14 protein-coding genes are annotated in these 15,508 nt (G+C 76.7%); 4 read left to right on the forward strand and 10 right to left on the reverse strand.

Annotation, left to right across the window (positions count from 1 at the left end; translation table 11 throughout):
- Positions 1-111 precede the first annotated feature (111 nt).
- Positions 112-924, reverse strand: a complete 813-nt coding sequence (locus tag KPL57_RS48715) for a DUF3097 domain-containing protein (RefSeq protein ID WP_226357234.1) — start codon at positions 922-924, stop codon at positions 112-114.
- 172 nt (positions 925-1,096) lie between these two features.
- On the opposite strand from KPL57_RS48715, the gene KPL57_RS48720 reads away from it, so the two are divergent.
- A complete protein-coding gene (locus KPL57_RS48720; protein WP_073574789.1) occupies positions 1,097-1,891 on the forward strand; it encodes a hypothetical protein in 795 nt (264 codons plus the stop codon).
- A 15-nt stretch (positions 1,892-1,906) separates the two neighbouring features.
- Here the strand turns inward: KPL57_RS48720 and KPL57_RS48725 are convergent, their stop codons facing one another.
- Complete coding sequence (locus KPL57_RS48725) at positions 1,907-2,791, reverse strand: LysR family transcriptional regulator (protein WP_226357235.1); 885 nt, start codon at positions 2,789-2,791, stop codon at positions 1,907-1,909.
- A gap of 71 nt (positions 2,792-2,862) precedes the next feature.
- Here KPL57_RS48725 and KPL57_RS48730 point away from each other — a divergent pair, with 71 nt between their 5' ends.
- Positions 2,863-4,065, forward strand: coding sequence for an FAD-binding oxidoreductase (locus tag KPL57_RS48730; RefSeq protein ID WP_226357236.1), 1,203 nt, complete (start codon positions 2,863-2,865; stop codon positions 4,063-4,065).
- A gap of 18 nt (positions 4,066-4,083) precedes the next feature.
- Here the strand turns inward: KPL57_RS48730 and KPL57_RS48735 are convergent, their stop codons facing one another.
- Both KPL57_RS48735 and KPL57_RS48740 read right to left on the reverse strand, forming a co-directional pair.
- A complete protein-coding gene (locus KPL57_RS48735; RefSeq protein ID WP_226357237.1) occupies positions 4,084-4,758 on the reverse strand; it encodes a response regulator transcription factor in 675 nt (224 codons plus the stop codon).
- The gene (locus KPL57_RS48740) at positions 4,755-5,906 is read right to left on the reverse strand and encodes a sensor histidine kinase (RefSeq protein WP_226357238.1); all 1,152 of its coding nucleotides are present in this window, start codon (positions 5,904-5,906) and stop codon (positions 4,755-4,757) included. Before KPL57_RS48740 ends, KPL57_RS48735 begins: the two co-directional genes overlap by 4 nt.
- Positions 5,907-6,049: 143 nt before the next feature.
- On the opposite strand from KPL57_RS48740, the gene KPL57_RS48745 reads away from it, so the two are divergent.
- Positions 6,050-7,630 (forward strand): alpha/beta hydrolase, encoded by a 1,581-nt coding sequence (locus tag KPL57_RS48745; protein WP_226357239.1) that lies wholly within the window; start codon positions 6,050-6,052, stop codon positions 7,628-7,630.
- A 2-nt stretch (positions 7,631-7,632) separates the two neighbouring features.
- On the opposite strand, the gene KPL57_RS48750 is transcribed toward KPL57_RS48745, so the two are convergent.
- Both KPL57_RS48750 and KPL57_RS48755 read right to left on the reverse strand, forming a co-directional pair.
- On the reverse strand, positions 7,633-8,166 hold the full coding sequence (locus KPL57_RS48750) for a hypothetical protein (protein WP_226357240.1): 534 nt from the start codon (positions 8,164-8,166) through the stop codon (positions 7,633-7,635).
- Positions 8,167-8,380: 214 nt separating this feature from the next.
- Positions 8,381-9,082 (reverse strand): type 1 glutamine amidotransferase domain-containing protein, encoded by a 702-nt coding sequence (locus KPL57_RS48755; RefSeq protein WP_226357241.1) that lies wholly within the window; start codon positions 9,080-9,082, stop codon positions 8,381-8,383.
- A gap of 208 nt (positions 9,083-9,290) precedes the next feature.
- On the opposite strand from KPL57_RS48755, the gene KPL57_RS48760 reads away from it, so the two are divergent.
- The gene (locus tag KPL57_RS48760) at positions 9,291-10,160 is read left to right on the forward strand and encodes a helix-turn-helix transcriptional regulator (protein WP_226357242.1); all 870 of its coding nucleotides are present in this window, start codon (positions 9,291-9,293) and stop codon (positions 10,158-10,160) included.
- A gap of 10 nt (positions 10,161-10,170) precedes the next feature.
- On the opposite strand, the gene KPL57_RS68010 is transcribed toward KPL57_RS48760, so the two are convergent.
- The 4 genes from KPL57_RS68010 to KPL57_RS48780 form a co-directional block, all read right to left on the reverse strand.
- A complete protein-coding gene (locus tag KPL57_RS68010; RefSeq protein ID WP_308253121.1) occupies positions 10,171-11,214 on the reverse strand; it encodes a response regulator receiver protein in 1,044 nt (347 codons plus the stop codon).
- 211 nt (positions 11,215-11,425) lie between these two features.
- A complete protein-coding gene (locus KPL57_RS48770; protein WP_226357243.1) occupies positions 11,426-12,364 on the reverse strand; it encodes a hypothetical protein in 939 nt (312 codons plus the stop codon).
- Positions 12,365-12,431: 67 nt separating this feature from the next.
- Complete coding sequence (locus tag KPL57_RS48775; RefSeq protein WP_226357244.1) at positions 12,432-13,739, reverse strand: nitrate/sulfonate/bicarbonate ABC transporter ATP-binding protein; 1,308 nt, start codon at positions 13,737-13,739, stop codon at positions 12,432-12,434.
- A 23-nt stretch (positions 13,740-13,762) separates the two neighbouring features.
- On the reverse strand, positions 13,763-15,496 hold the full coding sequence (locus tag KPL57_RS48780; protein WP_226357245.1) for an ABC transporter permease subunit: 1,734 nt from the start codon (positions 15,494-15,496) through the stop codon (positions 13,763-13,765).
- Between the last annotated feature and the right edge of the window lie 12 nt (positions 15,497-15,508).

Below are 15,508 nucleotides of genomic sequence, written 5' to 3' on the forward strand. Positions count from 1 at the left end.
GCTCCAGGGTGCCAGAATGTCCGATTCCCTGTCGGCGTTTCGTCGGGATGCTCCGCACCGGTCGACCAGATCGTTACCGGTCGGTGCCGGAGTTCGCCCGCGGTGTCGGGGTCAGGCCCCCTCGGCCGTGACGAAGTCGATGAGACGCTCGACCGCGCCGATCATCGGGGTCTCCAGGTCGCGGTAGCTGCGGACGGCCCCGAGCACCCGGCGGGCACCGTCGGCGGGCTCGCCCCACCGCAGCGCCGCGCAGACCCCGGTCTTCCAGTCGGTGCCGCGCGGGATCACCGGCCACTCGCGGATCCCGACGACCGAGGGCTTCACGGCCTGCCAGACGTCGACGTAGGGGTGGCCGGTGACCAGCACGTTCTGCTGGGCGTCGCGGGTGGCGCGGTAGGCCTCGCGGGCCTGCCGGGTCTCCTTGGTGCCCTCGACCAGGTGGTCGACGAGGATGCCGAGGCGCCGGTGCGGTCCCGGGTCGAAGTCGCGGACGGCCGCGGCCAGGTCGTCGACGCCGTGCAGCGGCTCCACGACGACGCCCTCGACCCGCAGGTCGTGGCCCCACACCCGTTCGACGAGCGCGGCGTCGTGCAGGCCCTCGACCCAGATCCGGGCGGCGCGCGCGGTGCGGGCCTTCAGGTTCGCGACGTGCACCGAGCCGGACGCGGACAGCGTGCGGCCCGCGGGGGCGGCCCGGGGCCGGACCAGCGTCGCGGGGCGGCCCTCGTACAGGAACCCGGCGGGGCGCAGCGGGAAGATCCGCCGGCCGCCGAAGCGGTCCTCCAGCGTCACCTCCGAGCCGGTGACGGTCACCACGGCACCGCAGAACCCGCTGGCCGGGTCCTCGACGACCAGTCCCGGCTCGGCGGCGACCTCGGTCACCCGGCTCTCCCGTGGCGCACGGGTCCCCGCGGTGTCGAACATGCCCCGGTAATCGTGGGTCCGGCTCATGGTGAGCCAGTATCGGTCGACGCCGGTCGGTGACCGCGGCGCGACACGCCCACACTCCGGTGGTCACGCTCAGCGTGAACCTCGTAGCGCTGCGTCACCCACGTGCCGGGTGTGCGACGCCGGACGGGCCGTTAGCCTGACCGCCGTGTCCTGTGCCTCCACGACCTTCGCCGTGTGGGCCTCGGCCTGGCTGGCCGGGTCCGCCGCACCCGACGACGTCCTCGACGCGCTCGCGCCGTGGTCGGAGGCGCACGACGTGCTCGCCGCCGACGACGTCACCGCCGCCACGACCGGACTGCCCGGCCCCGGGTCGGCGCCGACCTCGACGGCGATGCTGCTCGCCGCCGTCCGCCGCGGCGCCCCGCGCGGGCAGGCCCGGCTGGTGCTGCCGGCCCCCGGGGACGTGCGCGGCCTGCCCGGCCCGGGCCCGTTCTCCGACGCCGCGATCACCGCGGGCGAGGGCGTGCTGTTCGCCGACGCCGGGTTCGGCGTCGTGCCGTCACCGATCGCCGACGGGGTGGTCCGCTGGACCGCGCACGCCGTCGCCGACCCCGGCCCGGTCCCCGAGTACGTGGCACTGAACGAGGCCGAACGGGAGCTGCGCGGCCAGGTGCGGGCCGCCGCCGCGGCGCTGACCGACCTGGGTGTGGCCCGGCACCGGCCCGGCGTGCGCGAGGAGATCGCGGCCTGGCTGCGCCGCCGCCCGCAGGCGCTGTGGCCCGGCGGGATGCCCCCGCAGGCGCTGCGGGTGCTGCAGCAGGCCGACGAGGTCGACGCGATCCTGTCCGCCGCCTCCGGCGACGAGCCCGGCGGCGCGCTGTCGGCGTCGGCGGCCGTCGCCCGCTCCGACGCGCTGCGCCCCATCGCCACCGCGGTGCGGGTCGCGCGGCGCGCCGCCGTCGCCGAGGCCGTCCGGGTCCTGGTGTCGGTCCCCCGCTGATCCCCGCGCCGGGCGCTACCGGAGCAGGGACTCCAGCAGCGCCCGCGCCGCCGGTCCCCCGGGCCCGCCCGAGCGCCACACCAGGTGCAGCCGGGTCCGGATCTCCGGGGTGATCGGCACCGCGACGGGCGGCCAGGCCAGGGCCGCCACCCCGGCCGCGCCGAGCGCGGGTTCCGGGACCACCGCCACCCCCGCCCCGCGCGCGGCCAGGCGCAGCAGCAGCGTCATCGCGCCGGACTCGAACCCGACCCGCGCGGTGAGCGACCGGGCCGCCAGCGCCGCGTCCAGCGCGGCGCGCAGGCCGTGCCCGCGGGGCAGGCAGATCAGCGGCCGGGCCGCGAGCTCGTCCAGGGTCACCGCGGCCCGCCCGGCGAACGGGTCGTCCGCCGCGACCGCCGCGACCAGCGGGGACTCGACCAGCACCCGTCCGTCGAGACCGTCGGGCGGGGCGTGCGGGAACCCCAGCACGGCGACGTCGAGCCGCCCGGCCCGCAGTTCGTCGACCAGCTCGTCGGTCGTCCCCTCCCGCAGGGTCACCTCCAGCTGCGGGTGCGCGGCGGCGAAGTCCCCGACCGGGTCGGCGAGCACGGTGTCGGGCAGCGACGTGGCCATGCCGACCGCGACCCGGCCGCGCAGCAGCCCGTGCAGCGCGGCGACGGCGTCGCGCGCGTCCTCCACGGCGGCGAGCGCGGCGCGGGCGTGCGGCAGGACCGCCCGCCCGGCCTCGGTCGGGGTGACCGCGCGCGGGCCGCGTTCGACCAGCGGTGCGCCGAGCTCGCGTTCCAGCTGCCGCAGCTGCGCGCTCACCCCGGGCTGCGCGACGTGCAGCGCCGCGGCGGCCGCGGTGACGGTCCCGCAGTCGACGACCGCGACCAGGTAGCGCAGGTGCCGCAGTTCCATAACCGATGATGCTAGCCGGTAGACGATCCATCTCTTCGACTTCTGCCGCGGCCGGGCCCAGGCTCGGTGCCATGACCAGCACACGCAGCTTCCAGACCGGGATCACCCACCGTCCGTCGGCCGTCGTGGCCGCCACCGGCGCGCACGACGTCGTCGCCGCGCTGGCGCGGGCCGGCCGCGACGGCCTCGCCGTCACCGTGCACTCCACCGGGCACGGCCTGCGCCGCCCCTGCGACGGCGGCCTGCTGATCGACACCGCGGCGATGGCCGGGGTCACGGTCGACCCGGGCACCCGCACCGCCCGCGCCGGGGCCGGCGCGACCTGGGGCGACGTCGTCGCCGCGGCCGCGCCGCACGGCCTGCGCCCGCCACACGGCAGCGCACCGTCGGTCGGCGTCGTCGGGTACCTGTCCGGCGGCGGGCTCGGCCTCACCGTCCGCGCCGACGGCTGGGCCGCCGACCACGTCCACGCCGTCGAGCTCGCCCGCGCCGGCGGCACCGTCCGGGTGTCCGCGGCGTCGGACCCGCGCTACTTCGCCCGGCTGCGCGGCACCGGCCCCGACGACGGCGACGTCGTCACCGCGGTCGTCGTCGGGCTGCTCGGCTCCGACGGCCTGGTCGGCGGCGGCCTCGTCCGCGTCCTCGGCGCCGCCGACGCCCCCGGCGACCCGTCCGCGCTGCACGCCTGGGCGGACTGGACCGCGACCCTGCCCGACGACGTCACCTCCGGGGTGTCCGTGGTCCCCTACCCCGACCTGCCGTTCCTGCCCGCCCACCTGCGCGGACGCCGCGTCCTGCGGGTCGGGGTCGTCGGCACCGGCGGGCCCGGCCGCACCGACGCGCTGCTCGCACCGCTGCGCGCCGCCGTCGCCTGGGACGACGACACCGTCGCCCCGCTGGACCCGCGTGCGTCGGCCCGGGTGTACGCCGAGCCGGAGTTCCCGCACGCCTACCTCGGCGACGACCTGCTCGTCGACGGGCTCGACCGCGACGGCCTCGACCGGGTCGTCGCCCGCACCGGGCCGATGGTCGTCACCGGGATCCGGCACCTCGGCGGCGCGGCCGGGCGGGCCCCGGCCGTCGCCGACACCGTCCGCGGCCGCGACGCCGCCCACTGCGTGAACGTCCTGGCCCCGTTCGGCGACGACGCCGTCCCCGCGCCGGTCGCCTGGCGGGAGGTCGACCACGTCCTGGCCGGGTTCGCCCCGCGCGCGACCCGCGAGCGGTCGCACCCGGCGTTCCGGTTCGGGCCGCCCCGCCCGGACGCCGGCTGAGCCCGTGCCCCGCCCGGGTCAGACCGGCGGGGACAGCCCGGCGTCGTGCACCAGCAGCGCCACCTGGACCCGGTTGTTCAGGTCGAGCTTGGTCAGGATCGCCGAGACGTGGGTCTTCACCGTCGCCACGCTGATGTGGTTCCGGGCGGCGATCTCGGCGTTGGACCGGCCCGCGCCGAGGTCGAGCGCGATGGTGCGCTCCCGTTCGGCGAGGCGCTCCAGCCGTCGCCGGGCCGCGGCCCGGGTGCTGTCCCGGTCGGTCTCGGCGACCCGGTCGATGAGCCGGCGGGTCACCTCCGGCGAGAGCACCGGGCGGCCCGCGGCGGCGTGCCGGACGGCGAGGACGAGCTCGTCGGGCGGGGTGTCCTTCAGCAGGAACCCGGCGGCGCCGGCCCGCAGCGCGCGCAGCACGTGGGCGTCGGCGTCGAAGGTGGTGAGCACGACGACCTGGGGAGCGCCGGGGCGGCGGCGCAGCGTCTCGGTGGCGGTGAGCCCGTCGGTGCCCGGCATCCGGATGTCCATCAGCACGACGTCGGGCCGGTGCCGCTCGGCCAGCGCGACACCCTCGGCGCCGTCCCCGGCCTCGGCGACGACGGTCAGGCCGTCGGCGCCGCGCAGCATCATCGACAGTCCGAAGCGGACGACCGGGTCGTCGTCGACGATGAGCACCGCGACGGGGTCGGAGGCGGTCACGACGGCCACGGTAGCCGCATCCCGGTCCGCCACCCGCCGTCCGGGGTCGGGCCGTGGTCCAGCCGGCCCCCGACGAGCGTCGCCCGCTCGGCCAGCCCCCGCAGCCCCTGCCCGGCCCCCGGCCGGTCGGCGCGGGCGGGCCGGACCGGTGCCGGGTTCGCCACCTCGACGACGAGCCCGTCCCCGGCCCCGCCGGTCACCGTCACCGTGACCGGGGCACCCGGCGCGTAGGTGCGCGCGTTGGTGAGGGCCTCCTGCACCAGCCGGTAGGCGGTGCGCCCCGCGGTCTCGGGCACCGGGTGCTCCCCTGTGGTCACGCCGGGCCCGTCGTGCAGGACGACCGCGGTCCCGGTCCGGCGGGTCTCCTCGAGCAGCTCCCCGACGTCGGTGATCCCGGGCAGCGGCAGCTCCCCCACCGGCGCCCGGAGCACCCCGATGACCTCGCGCAGGTCCTGCAGCGCGCGGTGGGCGTTCTCCCGCACGACCTCGGCGGCCCGCGCGGTCTCCTCCGCCGGCGCGTCGCGGTGGAACGCCAGCGCCCCCGCGTGCACGCTGAGCAGCGACAGCCGGTGCCCGAGCACGTCGTGCATCTCCCGGGCCAGCGCCTCCCGCGCCTCGTGCGCGGTGTGCTCGGCCCGCAGCGCCGCCGCGGACTCGGCCATCGCGGCCCGCTCCCGCAGCGACGCGACCAGCAGCCGGCGGCTGCGCACGAGCAGCCCCCAGCCGAACACCGCCGCGTGCACGGCCACGACCGCCCCGACCAGCAGCCACAGCGGGGCCTCCGGCGCGGGGCGCCAGGAGTAGTACACCGCGAACGAGGCGAAGCTGCCCAGGAACACCGCGGCCGAGACCCGGGCCGGGCAGCGGGCGGCGACCGCGAACAGCGCGACCAGCCCCGGGACCGACGCGACCTCGGAGAACGTGCACAGCACGACGATGCCCACGGCCACCGGCAGCGGGTACCGGCGCCGCCACCAGAGCGCGACGCAGGCGAGCATCCCCGCCACGACGTCGACACCCAGCAGCACCTCGGGCCCACCCGGCGACGCCACCACCCGCAACCGGGCCATGAGCAGCCCGATCAGGGCCGTCACCACGACCACCAGGCCGTCGACGACCCACCGCCGGTACGCCGCGACATCGGTCATGACGCCGAGGCTAGGGCCCGTACCGGCCTGGGCACCTCCGTCCCGGGACCCGGACGCACTCATCCTTCGGACGGACCCCGCACGGGCAGGACACTCCCCCGGACCGATCCGGACGGCCGGGTGGCCGCCGCAGCATCGGCCCCATGCCCGCCCCGCACCGCCGCCTCCGACCGCTCGCCGTACTCGCCGCCGCCGTCGCACTGGCCGCCACCGGCTGCGCCGCGGCCGTACCCGCCGCGCCCGCCGGCCCGCCGCCCGACCCGGTCACCTGGACCGGGTGCGGTCCCGGCCTGGAGTGCGGCACCCTCGAGGTCCCCCAGGAGTACACCGACCCCGGCGGCCCCCGGATCACCCTCGCGGTGATGCGGCACCGTGCCACCGACCCGCAGCGCCGGATCGGCACCCTGTTCTTCAACCCGGGCGGCCCCGGGGTCGCCGCGACCGACACGCTGCGCGCGATGCCCGCCACCCCGGGGTCGCCGGGCACGTTCGGGCCGGAGGTGCTGGCGCGCTTCGACGTCGTCGCGATGGACCCGCGCGGCGTCGGCGCCTCGTCGGGGGTGCGCTGCCGCACCGACGCCGAGCGCGCCACGGCCGCCGCGAGCACCGCCGCCGACCCCGCCGTCCCGGGCGGTGCCCCGCTGCCGACGCTGCTCGCCGAGGCGAGGGCGCTGGCCGAGGGCTGCGCGGCGCACCGGGACCCGGCGTTCCTGGCGAGCCTGTCCACCGACAACGTCGCCCGCGACCTCGACCGGCTCCGCGCCGCGCTCGGCGAGGAGACGATCACCTACTACGGCATCTCCTACGGCACCGTCGTCGGCCCGATGTACGCCACCCTGTTCCCGGACCGGGTCCGGCAGATGGTCCTCGACGCACCCGTCGACACCACGCTGTGGACCGGGGACCCCCTGGAGTTCCTCGACGAGGTCGCCGTCGCGAGCGAGCGGACCCTCGACGCCTGGTTCGACGCCTGCCGTACGGAGGGCACCGCGGTCTGCCCGGTCGGCGACGGCGACCCGGCCGCCGCGTTCGACGCGCTCGTCGCCGGTCTGGAACGGCGCCCCGCCCCGGCCCGGGCGGTGGAGGGTCTCGCCCCGGCCGGCGTCGTCGACGGCGCGATGCTGCTGGAGACCGCCCGCGGCGCGGCGGGCGACCGGACCCTGTGGCCGGTGCTGACGACGGCGCTGGCGACCGCGCAGCGGGGCGACGGCACCCTCGCTCACCTGCTGTACCGCAACCTGACGGTCTCGCCGTTCGGTGTCCCGACCGCGACGCAGGAGCAGCACACCGCGGTGCGCTGCGCGGACTGGACCACCCCGGCCGACGTCGCCGCGCACACCGCGGCCGCCGAGCGGGCGGGCGGGCACGCACCGCGGATCGGCACCCGCGCCGCCTACAGCGCGCTGGCCTGCGCGGTGTGGCCCGCGCCGAACACCGACCGGGTCACCGCGCCGCTGACCGGCGCGGGCGCCCCGCCGACGCTGGTGGTCGGCGGCCGCCTCGACCCGGTCACCCCCCACACCTGGGCGAAGCGCACGGCCGACACCCTGGAGCAGGCGGTCCTGCTGACCCGCGAGGGTGTCGGGCACGGCTCGTACGGCACCGACCCCTGCGTCGACGCCGCGGTGGAGGCCACGCTGCTCGACACCACGCTGCCGGCGGCGGGCACCGTGTGCACACCGCCGCCGGCCACCACCCGTCCCGGGGCGGTCCCGGGCGGCTGAGGTCAGCCGTGCGCGAGCAGCTTGACCACGATGACGAGAGCGCCGAGCCCGACGAGCGCGACGACCAGCAGCACCCGTCGCCACCACGACAGCGGAGTCCGCCGGGCCGCGAGCACGGCGAACAGGGCCAGCACCAGCACCGTCACCCCGGTCGCGAGCTCCAGCGCGGTGGTCAGCTCCAGCAGCCCGGCCGCGGCGGCGGCGAGCAGCACCACCGGCGCGGCGGAGGCCTGGAGGATCTGCCCCGAGCTGCGCAGCGCGGCGACGAGCTCGTGGCCGCGGGGCCCCTGTCCGTGCACGGCCAGGTGGGCGACGACGTCGGAGAGCAGGCTCGCCGCCCACAGGGCGCCCGCGGCCACCACGACGTCGACGATCGCGGACCCGGCCGAGGAGCCCTCGCCGCCGTGGCCGAGCAGGACCAGCAGGGTCGACAGGCAGGACAGGGTGCCGTAGAGCCGCTCCCGCAGCACCGTCACCACGACCGGGGCGGGAGCCTCGCCGTCGGGGCGACGACGCGAGGGGACACGGGAGGTCATGGCGCCGAGCGTGCCAGGCCGCAACGACGGCGGGTCACCACGGCCAGGTGCAGCCCCGGCGACGCCACCGGCCGCGGGCGCGGTGCCGCCCGCGGCGGAGCCTGCCCAGCATCCATCTCATGTGGACCCCGTGACCGTGGTCGGCATCGACGGTGACACCTCCTGCATCCGGCCAACTTACAGTCACGCGTGACCGTCGGTAGGTCCGAACGGCCTAGCTGCGGGCCCGCAGGGCGGCGACGACCTGCTCGGCCATCGGTGCGCTCGACGCCGGGTTCTGCCCCGTCACCAGGTTGCCGTCGACGACGGTGAACGCCTGGTACGCCGGTCCGCTCTCGTGCGCGGCACCGCGCTCGCGCAGCCGGCTCGCCAGCAGCCACGGAGCACCCTCCGCGGTGCCGAACAGCTGCTCCTCCTCGTCGGTGAAGGCGGCCATCCGACGCCCGGCGAACAGCCAGCCACCGTCCGGGCCGGTGGCGCTCAGCAGCCCGGCGGGGCCGTGGCACACCGCACCGACGATCCGGCCGTCCGCGTCGGCCCGCGTCAGCAGCGCGCCCAGGTCGGGGTCCTCGAACAGGTCGACGACCGGCCCGTGACCACCGGGGAGCACGATCGCGTCGTAGCGGTCCGGGTCGACGTCGGCCAGCCGCAGCGGCGCCCCGAACTCACGCAGTGCGGTCTCCGCGACGCGGACGAAGCGCTCGCAGTCCGGACCGGCGACCGCCGGGTCGGCGCTGTGCCGGTCCAGCGGCTGCAGGACGCCGCCCGGGGACGCGAACTCGACGGTGTGCCCGGCGGCGACGAACGTCTCGAACGGCGCCGCCAGCTCCTCTGCCCAGTAGCCCGTCGGGTAGGCGGTGCCGTCCGTGCGCTCCCAGGTGTCGGCGGCGGACATGACGATCAGGATCCGGCTCACGGTGGTTCTCCTCCGGTGGTCGATCACGGTGCGCCGCGGGTGACCGGGGCGTGCACCCAGCCTGGTGACGGCGCAGGCGCCCCGGGCGCCGATACCGGGCCCTGCCCGACCGCGGACGCCGCCGACCAGGACCGGGCCGACCAGGACCCGCAAACCCAGGACGCGGAGGGCCGGGTCCGCCCGGCCGGAATGGGCGATACTGGCCGGTATGGCCGGGAACAACCGCGAGCTCGCCGACTTCCTGCGCCGCGCCCGCAGCCAGTGCGACCCGGCTCGCGCGGGGCTGCCGGCCGACGGCCGGGTCCGACGGGTGCCGGGACTGCGCCGGGAGGAGGTGGCCCGGCTCGCCGGGGTCTCCTCGGACTACTACGCCCGGCTGGAGCAGGGACGCCGGATCGTGCCGTCGCCCGCGGTGGTCGAGGCGATCGGCCGCGCCCTCGAGCTCGACGCGGCGGGCCGGGAGCACCTTGCCGACCTCATCGGGCTGGGCGCGGCGTCACCGCAGCCGCGGACCCGGGAGCTGCAACGGGTGCGGCCCGGCCTGCGCCAGCTCCTCGACGCCCTCGACGGCGAACCGGCGCTGCTGCTGGGACGCCGGATGGACGTGCTCGCGGCCAACCGGATGGCCACGTCGCTGTTCGTCGACTTCGAACGGTTCCCCGGCCCCCACCGCAACTACGCCCGCTGGATCCTGCTCGACGCCGACGCCCGCGCGCTGTTCGAGGACTGGGAGGTCCAGGCCCGCGCCGCGGTGGAGGCCCTGCGGCTGGAGGCGGGCCGCGACCCCGGGGACCGGGCGACGGTCGCGCTCGTCGCCGAGCTGCGCGAGGAGAGCCCCGAGTTCGGCCGCTGGTGGCAGGAACACCGCGTCCACCAGCGCACCCACGGTTCGAAGCGGTTGCGCCATCCGATCGTCGGGGCCCTCACCGTGGAGTACGAGACCTTCACCCCGCCCGGTGATCCGGACACCACCCTGTTCCTCTACACGACGGCGGCCGGGTCACCCTCCCGGGAGGCGTTGGACGTCCTGACCAGCTGGACGATGTCCGAGCGGGAGCCCGGCCGGCCCGGTCGCTGACCGCCGGGCCTCACCCGCGCACCGCGGCCGCGAGGGCCGCGAGGTCGTCGGGGTGCATCCGGGCCGGGCCCGGCTCCGGTGCCGCGGCGCGCAGCCGGTCCCGTTCCGCGGCGAGCCCGTCCCGCTCCCGGCGGGTGTCGTCGAGCCGGCGGGTCAGCTCCTCGGCCGCGGTGCGGGCGGTCTCGTGCTGCGCGCGCAGCCCCTCGGCGACGGCGCGGGCCTCGGTCAGCAGGTCGCGCTGCGCGGCGAGCCGGCTGCGCTGTTCGACGACGGTCTCGACCAGACCTGCCCGGTCGTCGACCACCGCGGCGTGGTCGGTCCGCAGCGCCGTCAGGTCGGCGTCCAGGCGGTCCCGGTCGTGGGTGGCGGCATCGGCGCGGGCGAGGGCGGCGTCGCGCTCGTGCTCGGCGGTCCGGGCGGCGAGCACCGCGGCCTCCCGGTCCCGGGTGGCGGCCGCGGCGGTGTCCCGGGCCTCGCGGGCGTCGGCGACGGCGGCGTCCCGGGCGGCGACGGCGTCGGCGGCCTGCTGCCGCGCCGCACCGAGGGCCTCGGTCGCCGCGAGCGCGGTGGCGGCGGCCTCCTCGGCCCGGGTCACCGCCTCGGCCCGCTCCTGCCGGGCCTCGGTCGCGGCCAGGTCCGCCTCACGGGCCCGGCGCTCGGCCGTCTCCCGGGCGGTGTCGGCCTGCTGCCGGGCGGCGTCGGACTCGGCGGCGCCCGCGCGGGCGGCCTCGGTGGCGGCCAGGGCGTCGCGCTCGATCTCGTCGAGCCGGTCCAGCACGGAGGTCAGCGCCCCGGACAGCTCGGCCACCGGCCCGGCGAGGGCGCCGACGTGCTCACGGAGCCGGTCCGCGTCGAGCGCGAACGCCCCGGTCCCGGTGTCGAGGCCGAGCGCACCGAGGGCCTCCCGCTCGGCGCGGGCCATCTGCGCGCACGTCCGCCCCTGCTCCCACCGGGTGTCCCGGCAGAACGACCGCGGACGGCCGCCCTGCGGCCCGGGCGGGGGCAGCTCCGCCCGGCACCGGCTGTATCCGCACCGCACCACCGTGTCCGTCACGCTGATCATGCTAGCGGTTCATGTTCGTTGAACCAGTAACCGGTTCTAGGTTCGTTCTGCTAGAACATAGGTAACACGGGATAATGCAGAGAATCCCGGGTTGTCCGGGCCACGGGTGCACCGACCGAAGCCGGGGGCGCGCCGGGGCGCGCGGGGGCACACAGGGACGCTGTGGTGGAGAGGGACCGCCGGGGCGGTGGAGGGTGTGCGGTCAGGCCGGCACGGAGGCGCCGAGCCACTCCGCGATCATCGCCGCGACCGCGTCGCTGTTGGTGTCCATCATCGGCATGTGGCTGTTCCCCGCCCGGCCGGCGGCGGGCAGGTCCAGGTGCTCGACGGGCCCGGCCGCTCCCCCGACGTAGGCCGACCACTGGGCCCGGAGCTGCCGGTACAACGGGGTCCGGTCGAGGAAGTCCCCGGACACGAGCAGCTGCCGGACCCCGGCCGGTCCCCCGTCGTCGGGCAGGCCGTGCGGCTCGACGAGCACGAGCGACTCGACGAGCGCGGGCGTGGCCGCCGCGGCCGCGACGGCGATGCCGCCACCCTGGCTGTGCGCCACGACCCGGCACCGCCCGACCCGCTCGACCAGCGCCGTGACCGCCCCGACCGCGAGCGGGGTCGTGGTCGTCCACCGCGGGACCTGCTGGCGGGCCAGAGCCTCCAGCGCCTCGACCGGGAACAGGCAGCCGGGATGGCACGCGCGCGCCGGGTAACCCTCCGGCGGCCCGATGCGGAACGCGTCCCAGACCTCCTGCTCGGTGCGCAGCAGCGCGCCGTCGGTGGGGCCCGCGGGATCCGGGAACCAGCCGGCCCGGCCGCGCTCGACGTTGTCGACGACGTAGCAGGGGTGGCCCCGCCGGAGGAAGTACTGGAGCCAGCCCTCGCGCCCGTCCGGGGTGCCCTCCCAGGTCGTCCCCGCCATGCCGCCGCCGTGGACGAACACCAGCGGCGGGTGCCCGACCGGTTCGGGGACGAAGTGCTGCACGTAGGCGTGGTCGACGGCGTACGTGCCGTTCGGGTCGACCGGGTAGGCCGGCAGGTCCCGGGAGAGCTGGACGTGCCGCAGCGGGAGGCCGGTGACCTCGGCCCGGCGCCCGGCGACCGTGAAGCTGCCGAAGGTCGACAGCGCGAACGGTTCCCGTCCCTGCATCAGCGGTCCCCTCCCGGCGGCGGAGCAGCCCGAGCGTAGCCGTCGCCGCGCGGCACGCCGGCCCCGATCACCGGCCCGGGTCGAGGCTGATCCTCCCGGTGTCGGTGTCGAAGTCGAACAGCTCGCCGTAGCGGCCCCAGTCGATCGCGGTGTCGAGCTGCTGCTGGGCGTCCTCCGCCGAGAACCCGCGCCGCAGCAGGTCGAGGAAGAACGTGGCCCGCAGCGACCCGTCGCTGCTCGCCGAGAGGGCCCGGTGGATGGTGCGCACCAGCGGCGCCCGCTCCCGGGCCTGCCCGGCGAAGATCCGCTTGCTCTCCTGGATGTCGGCCGTGGTGAACGCCGTACCGGTCGGGGTGAGGTGCAGGTCCGCCCCGGAGACCGCGACCAGGTCGAGCATCGCCGCGGCGTCGACGAGCGGCAGCAGGTCGTCGACCTCGAAGCTCAGCTCGCCGGCGAGGTCGGGCAGGTCCGCCCGACCGCCCCGGGCGTGCACGATCTCGGCGAGCCCGGCCAGACCGCCCACCAAGGCGGCGGGCAGCGGGCGGGCCGTCGGGGTGAGGTCGCCCGCCCCGGACGGGAGGTCGTCGGGCTCCCGTCCGGTCAGCAGGTCGTAGAGCCGGTCGACCAGCGCGGTGAACGCCGGTGCGGTGCGGTCCCGCGGCCGCGGCAGGTCCACCTCGACCTCGGCGCGGACCCGACCCGGGCCCGCCTCCAGCACGACCACCCGGTCGGCGAGCAGCACCGCCTCCTCGATGTTGTGCGTGACGATGCAGATGCCCGTGGTCGGGAACCGCCCGCCGGTCCACAGGCCCATCAGCTCGCTGCGCAGGTTCTCCGCGGTGAGCACGTCGAGCGCGGAGAACGGCTCGTCCATCAGCAGCAGGTCGGGCTCCAGGACCAGTGCCCTGGCGAACCCGACGCGCTGCCGCATCCCGCCGGAGAGCTCCTTCGGGTAGGCGGACTCGAACCCGTCCAGCCCGATCAGGTCGATCGCGGCGAGCGCGCGCTCCCGGCGCTCGGCGGCCGGGACACCGCGGGCGGCCAGACCCAGCTCGACGTTGTCCTGGACGGTCAGCCACGGCATCAGGGCGAAGGACTGGAACACCATCGCGACGCCGGGGTTCGCGCCGTTCAGCTCCCGCCCGCGGTAGCGGACCGAGCCGGAGGTGGGGGCGATGAGCCCGGCGACGGTGCGCAGCAGCGTCGACTTGCCCGAGCCGGACCGGCCGAGCAGCGCGACGACCTCGCCGGCGTGCAGGTCGAGCCGGATGTCCTGCAGGACCCGCAGCTCACCGCCCTCCGCGCCGGGGAAGCTGGTGCTGACCGCGTCGACGGAGATCAGGACGTCGGACCGGGTGGGGGTGAGGGTCGACATGGTTCCTCCTGGCAGCGGGACGGTCACAGGGCGAAGCGGCGCTCGGCGAGCGTCTGCAGGGGACGCCAGAACAGGCGGTTGAGCCCGACGACGTAGACGCTCATGACGAGCACGCCGATCAGGATCCGGGGGCCGTCACCGGCGGCGGTGGCCTGCGCGATGTAGGCACCGAGCCCGGTGGCGGTGAGGGTGACGGGGCCGTAGGACACGATCTCGGCGACGATCGAGGCGTTCCAGGCGCCGCCCGCGGCGGTGATCCCGCCGGTGACGTAGCTCGGGAAGACCGCGGGCAGGGCGAGCCGGCGCCACCACAGCGCCCGCGGGAGGCGCAGGTTCGTCGCGGCCTCGCGCAGGTCGTGCGGGACCGCCGAGGCCCCGGCGACGACGTTGAACAGGATGTACCACTGCGCGCCCAGGCTCATCAGCAGGATCCCGCCCCAGTCCAGGCTGATCCCCGTGGCCACGAGTACGCCGGTGACCAGCGGGAACAGGAAGTTCGCCGGGAACGAGGCCAGGATCTGCACCACCGGCTGGGCGAGCCGGGACACCCGGGGGTTCATCCCGATCCACACCCCGACCGGCACCCACACCACGGTCGCGACGACCACCGGCACGACCACCCGGCCGAAGGTGACCAGCCCCAGCAGCAGGGCGTGCCCGACCTCGCCGAAGCCGGTCGTCGCCGCGATGTAGCCGGCCGTCCGGACCAGCCCGTAGGCCGGCAGCGCCACCACCGCGGCGGTCAGGACGACGTCCCCGGCCCGGCGGCGCGCCACCGACCCGCGCAGCGGGTGCTCAGCACGGCCGAACACGGCCATGACCCGGTCCGTGGGCCCGACCAACCGGCCCGCGACGACGCCGAGTGCCCGCGGGACCCGCGAGCGGCGCAGCAGGTCGAGCACCACGCTGCGCGGGGCGTCGGCGCCACCGGAGTCCTCGACCCGGAACCGCTCGGCCCAGGCGGTCAGCGGACGCCAGAACAGCACGTTGACCCCGACGACCATCACGACCATCACCCCGATGGCCGGCAGCACCCGGCCGAGATCGGCGTCCTCGGTCGCGGTGGCGACGTAGGCGCCGATGCCGGGCAGGGCGTAGGAGCGCCCGCCGACGGTGAGGGCCTCCGAGGCGACCAGGAAGAACCAGCCGCCGCCGAAGCTCATCATGCCGTTCCAGACGAGCGGGATCATCCCGCTGGGCACGTCCACCCGCCAGAAGCGCTGCCACTTCGACAGCCGCAGCAGCCGGGCCGCCTCGTCCAGCTCCCGGGGCTGGGAGACCAGCGACCGGTGGAAGGCGAAGGTCATGTTCCAGGCCTGGGAGGTGAAGATCGCGAAGATCGACGCGCACTCCAGCCCGAGCTCGGACCCCGGGAACAACGCCAGGAACCCGGTGACGGTCACCGACAGGAACCCGAGGATCGGCACCGACTGCAGGATGTCCAGCACCGGCAGCAGCACCTTCTCCGCCCGCCGCAACCGGGCGGCCGCGGTCGCGTAGACGAAGGTGAACAGGACCGACAGCGCCAGTGCGACGAACATCCGCAGCAGCGAGCGCGCGGCGTAGTAGGGGAGCTCGGCCGGGTCGGTCGAGATCCGCGACGGGGCGGTGGCCTCGTCGAACGGCACGTCCAGCCCGTGCGAGAGCTGCACCAGCGCCCACAGGAGCGCGGCCGCACCCACCAGTACGGCGACGTCGACGGCACCCTGCCGCGGCCGGGACAGGGCCTCGCGGGAGGGGAACACACGCAGCACCACGACGATGTCCTC

The organism is Pseudonocardia sp. ICBG601, from assembly GCF_020496245.1.

Bases quoted from the DNA above. Each gene is read 5' to 3' on its own strand.
- KPL57_RS48715 (WP_226357234.1), bottom strand. From the start codon at position 924: ATGTTCGACACCGCGGGGACCCGTGCGCCACGGGAGAGCCGGGTGACC.
- KPL57_RS48725 (WP_226357235.1), bottom strand. From the start codon at position 2,791: ATGGAACTGCGGCACCTGCGCTACCTGGTCGCGGTCGTCGACTGCGGG.
- KPL57_RS48730 (WP_226357236.1), top strand. From the start codon at position 2,863: ATGACCAGCACACGCAGCTTCCAGACCGGGATCACCCACCGTCCGTCG.
- KPL57_RS48740 (WP_226357238.1), bottom strand. From the start codon at position 5,906: ATGACCGATGTCGCGGCGTACCGGCGGTGGGTCGTCGACGGCCTGGTG.
- KPL57_RS48745 (WP_226357239.1), top strand. From the start codon at position 6,050: ATGCCCGCCCCGCACCGCCGCCTCCGACCGCTCGCCGTACTCGCCGCC.
- KPL57_RS48750 (WP_226357240.1), bottom strand. From the start codon at position 8,166: ATGACCTCCCGTGTCCCCTCGCGTCGTCGCCCCGACGGCGAGGCTCCC.
- KPL57_RS48760 (WP_226357242.1), top strand. From the start codon at position 9,291: ATGGCCGGGAACAACCGCGAGCTCGCCGACTTCCTGCGCCGCGCCCGC.
- KPL57_RS48770 (WP_226357243.1), bottom strand. From the start codon at position 12,364: ATGCAGGGACGGGAACCGTTCGCGCTGTCGACCTTCGGCAGCTTCACG.
- KPL57_RS48775 (WP_226357244.1), bottom strand. From the start codon at position 13,739: ATGTCGACCCTCACCCCCACCCGGTCCGACGTCCTGATCTCCGTCGAC.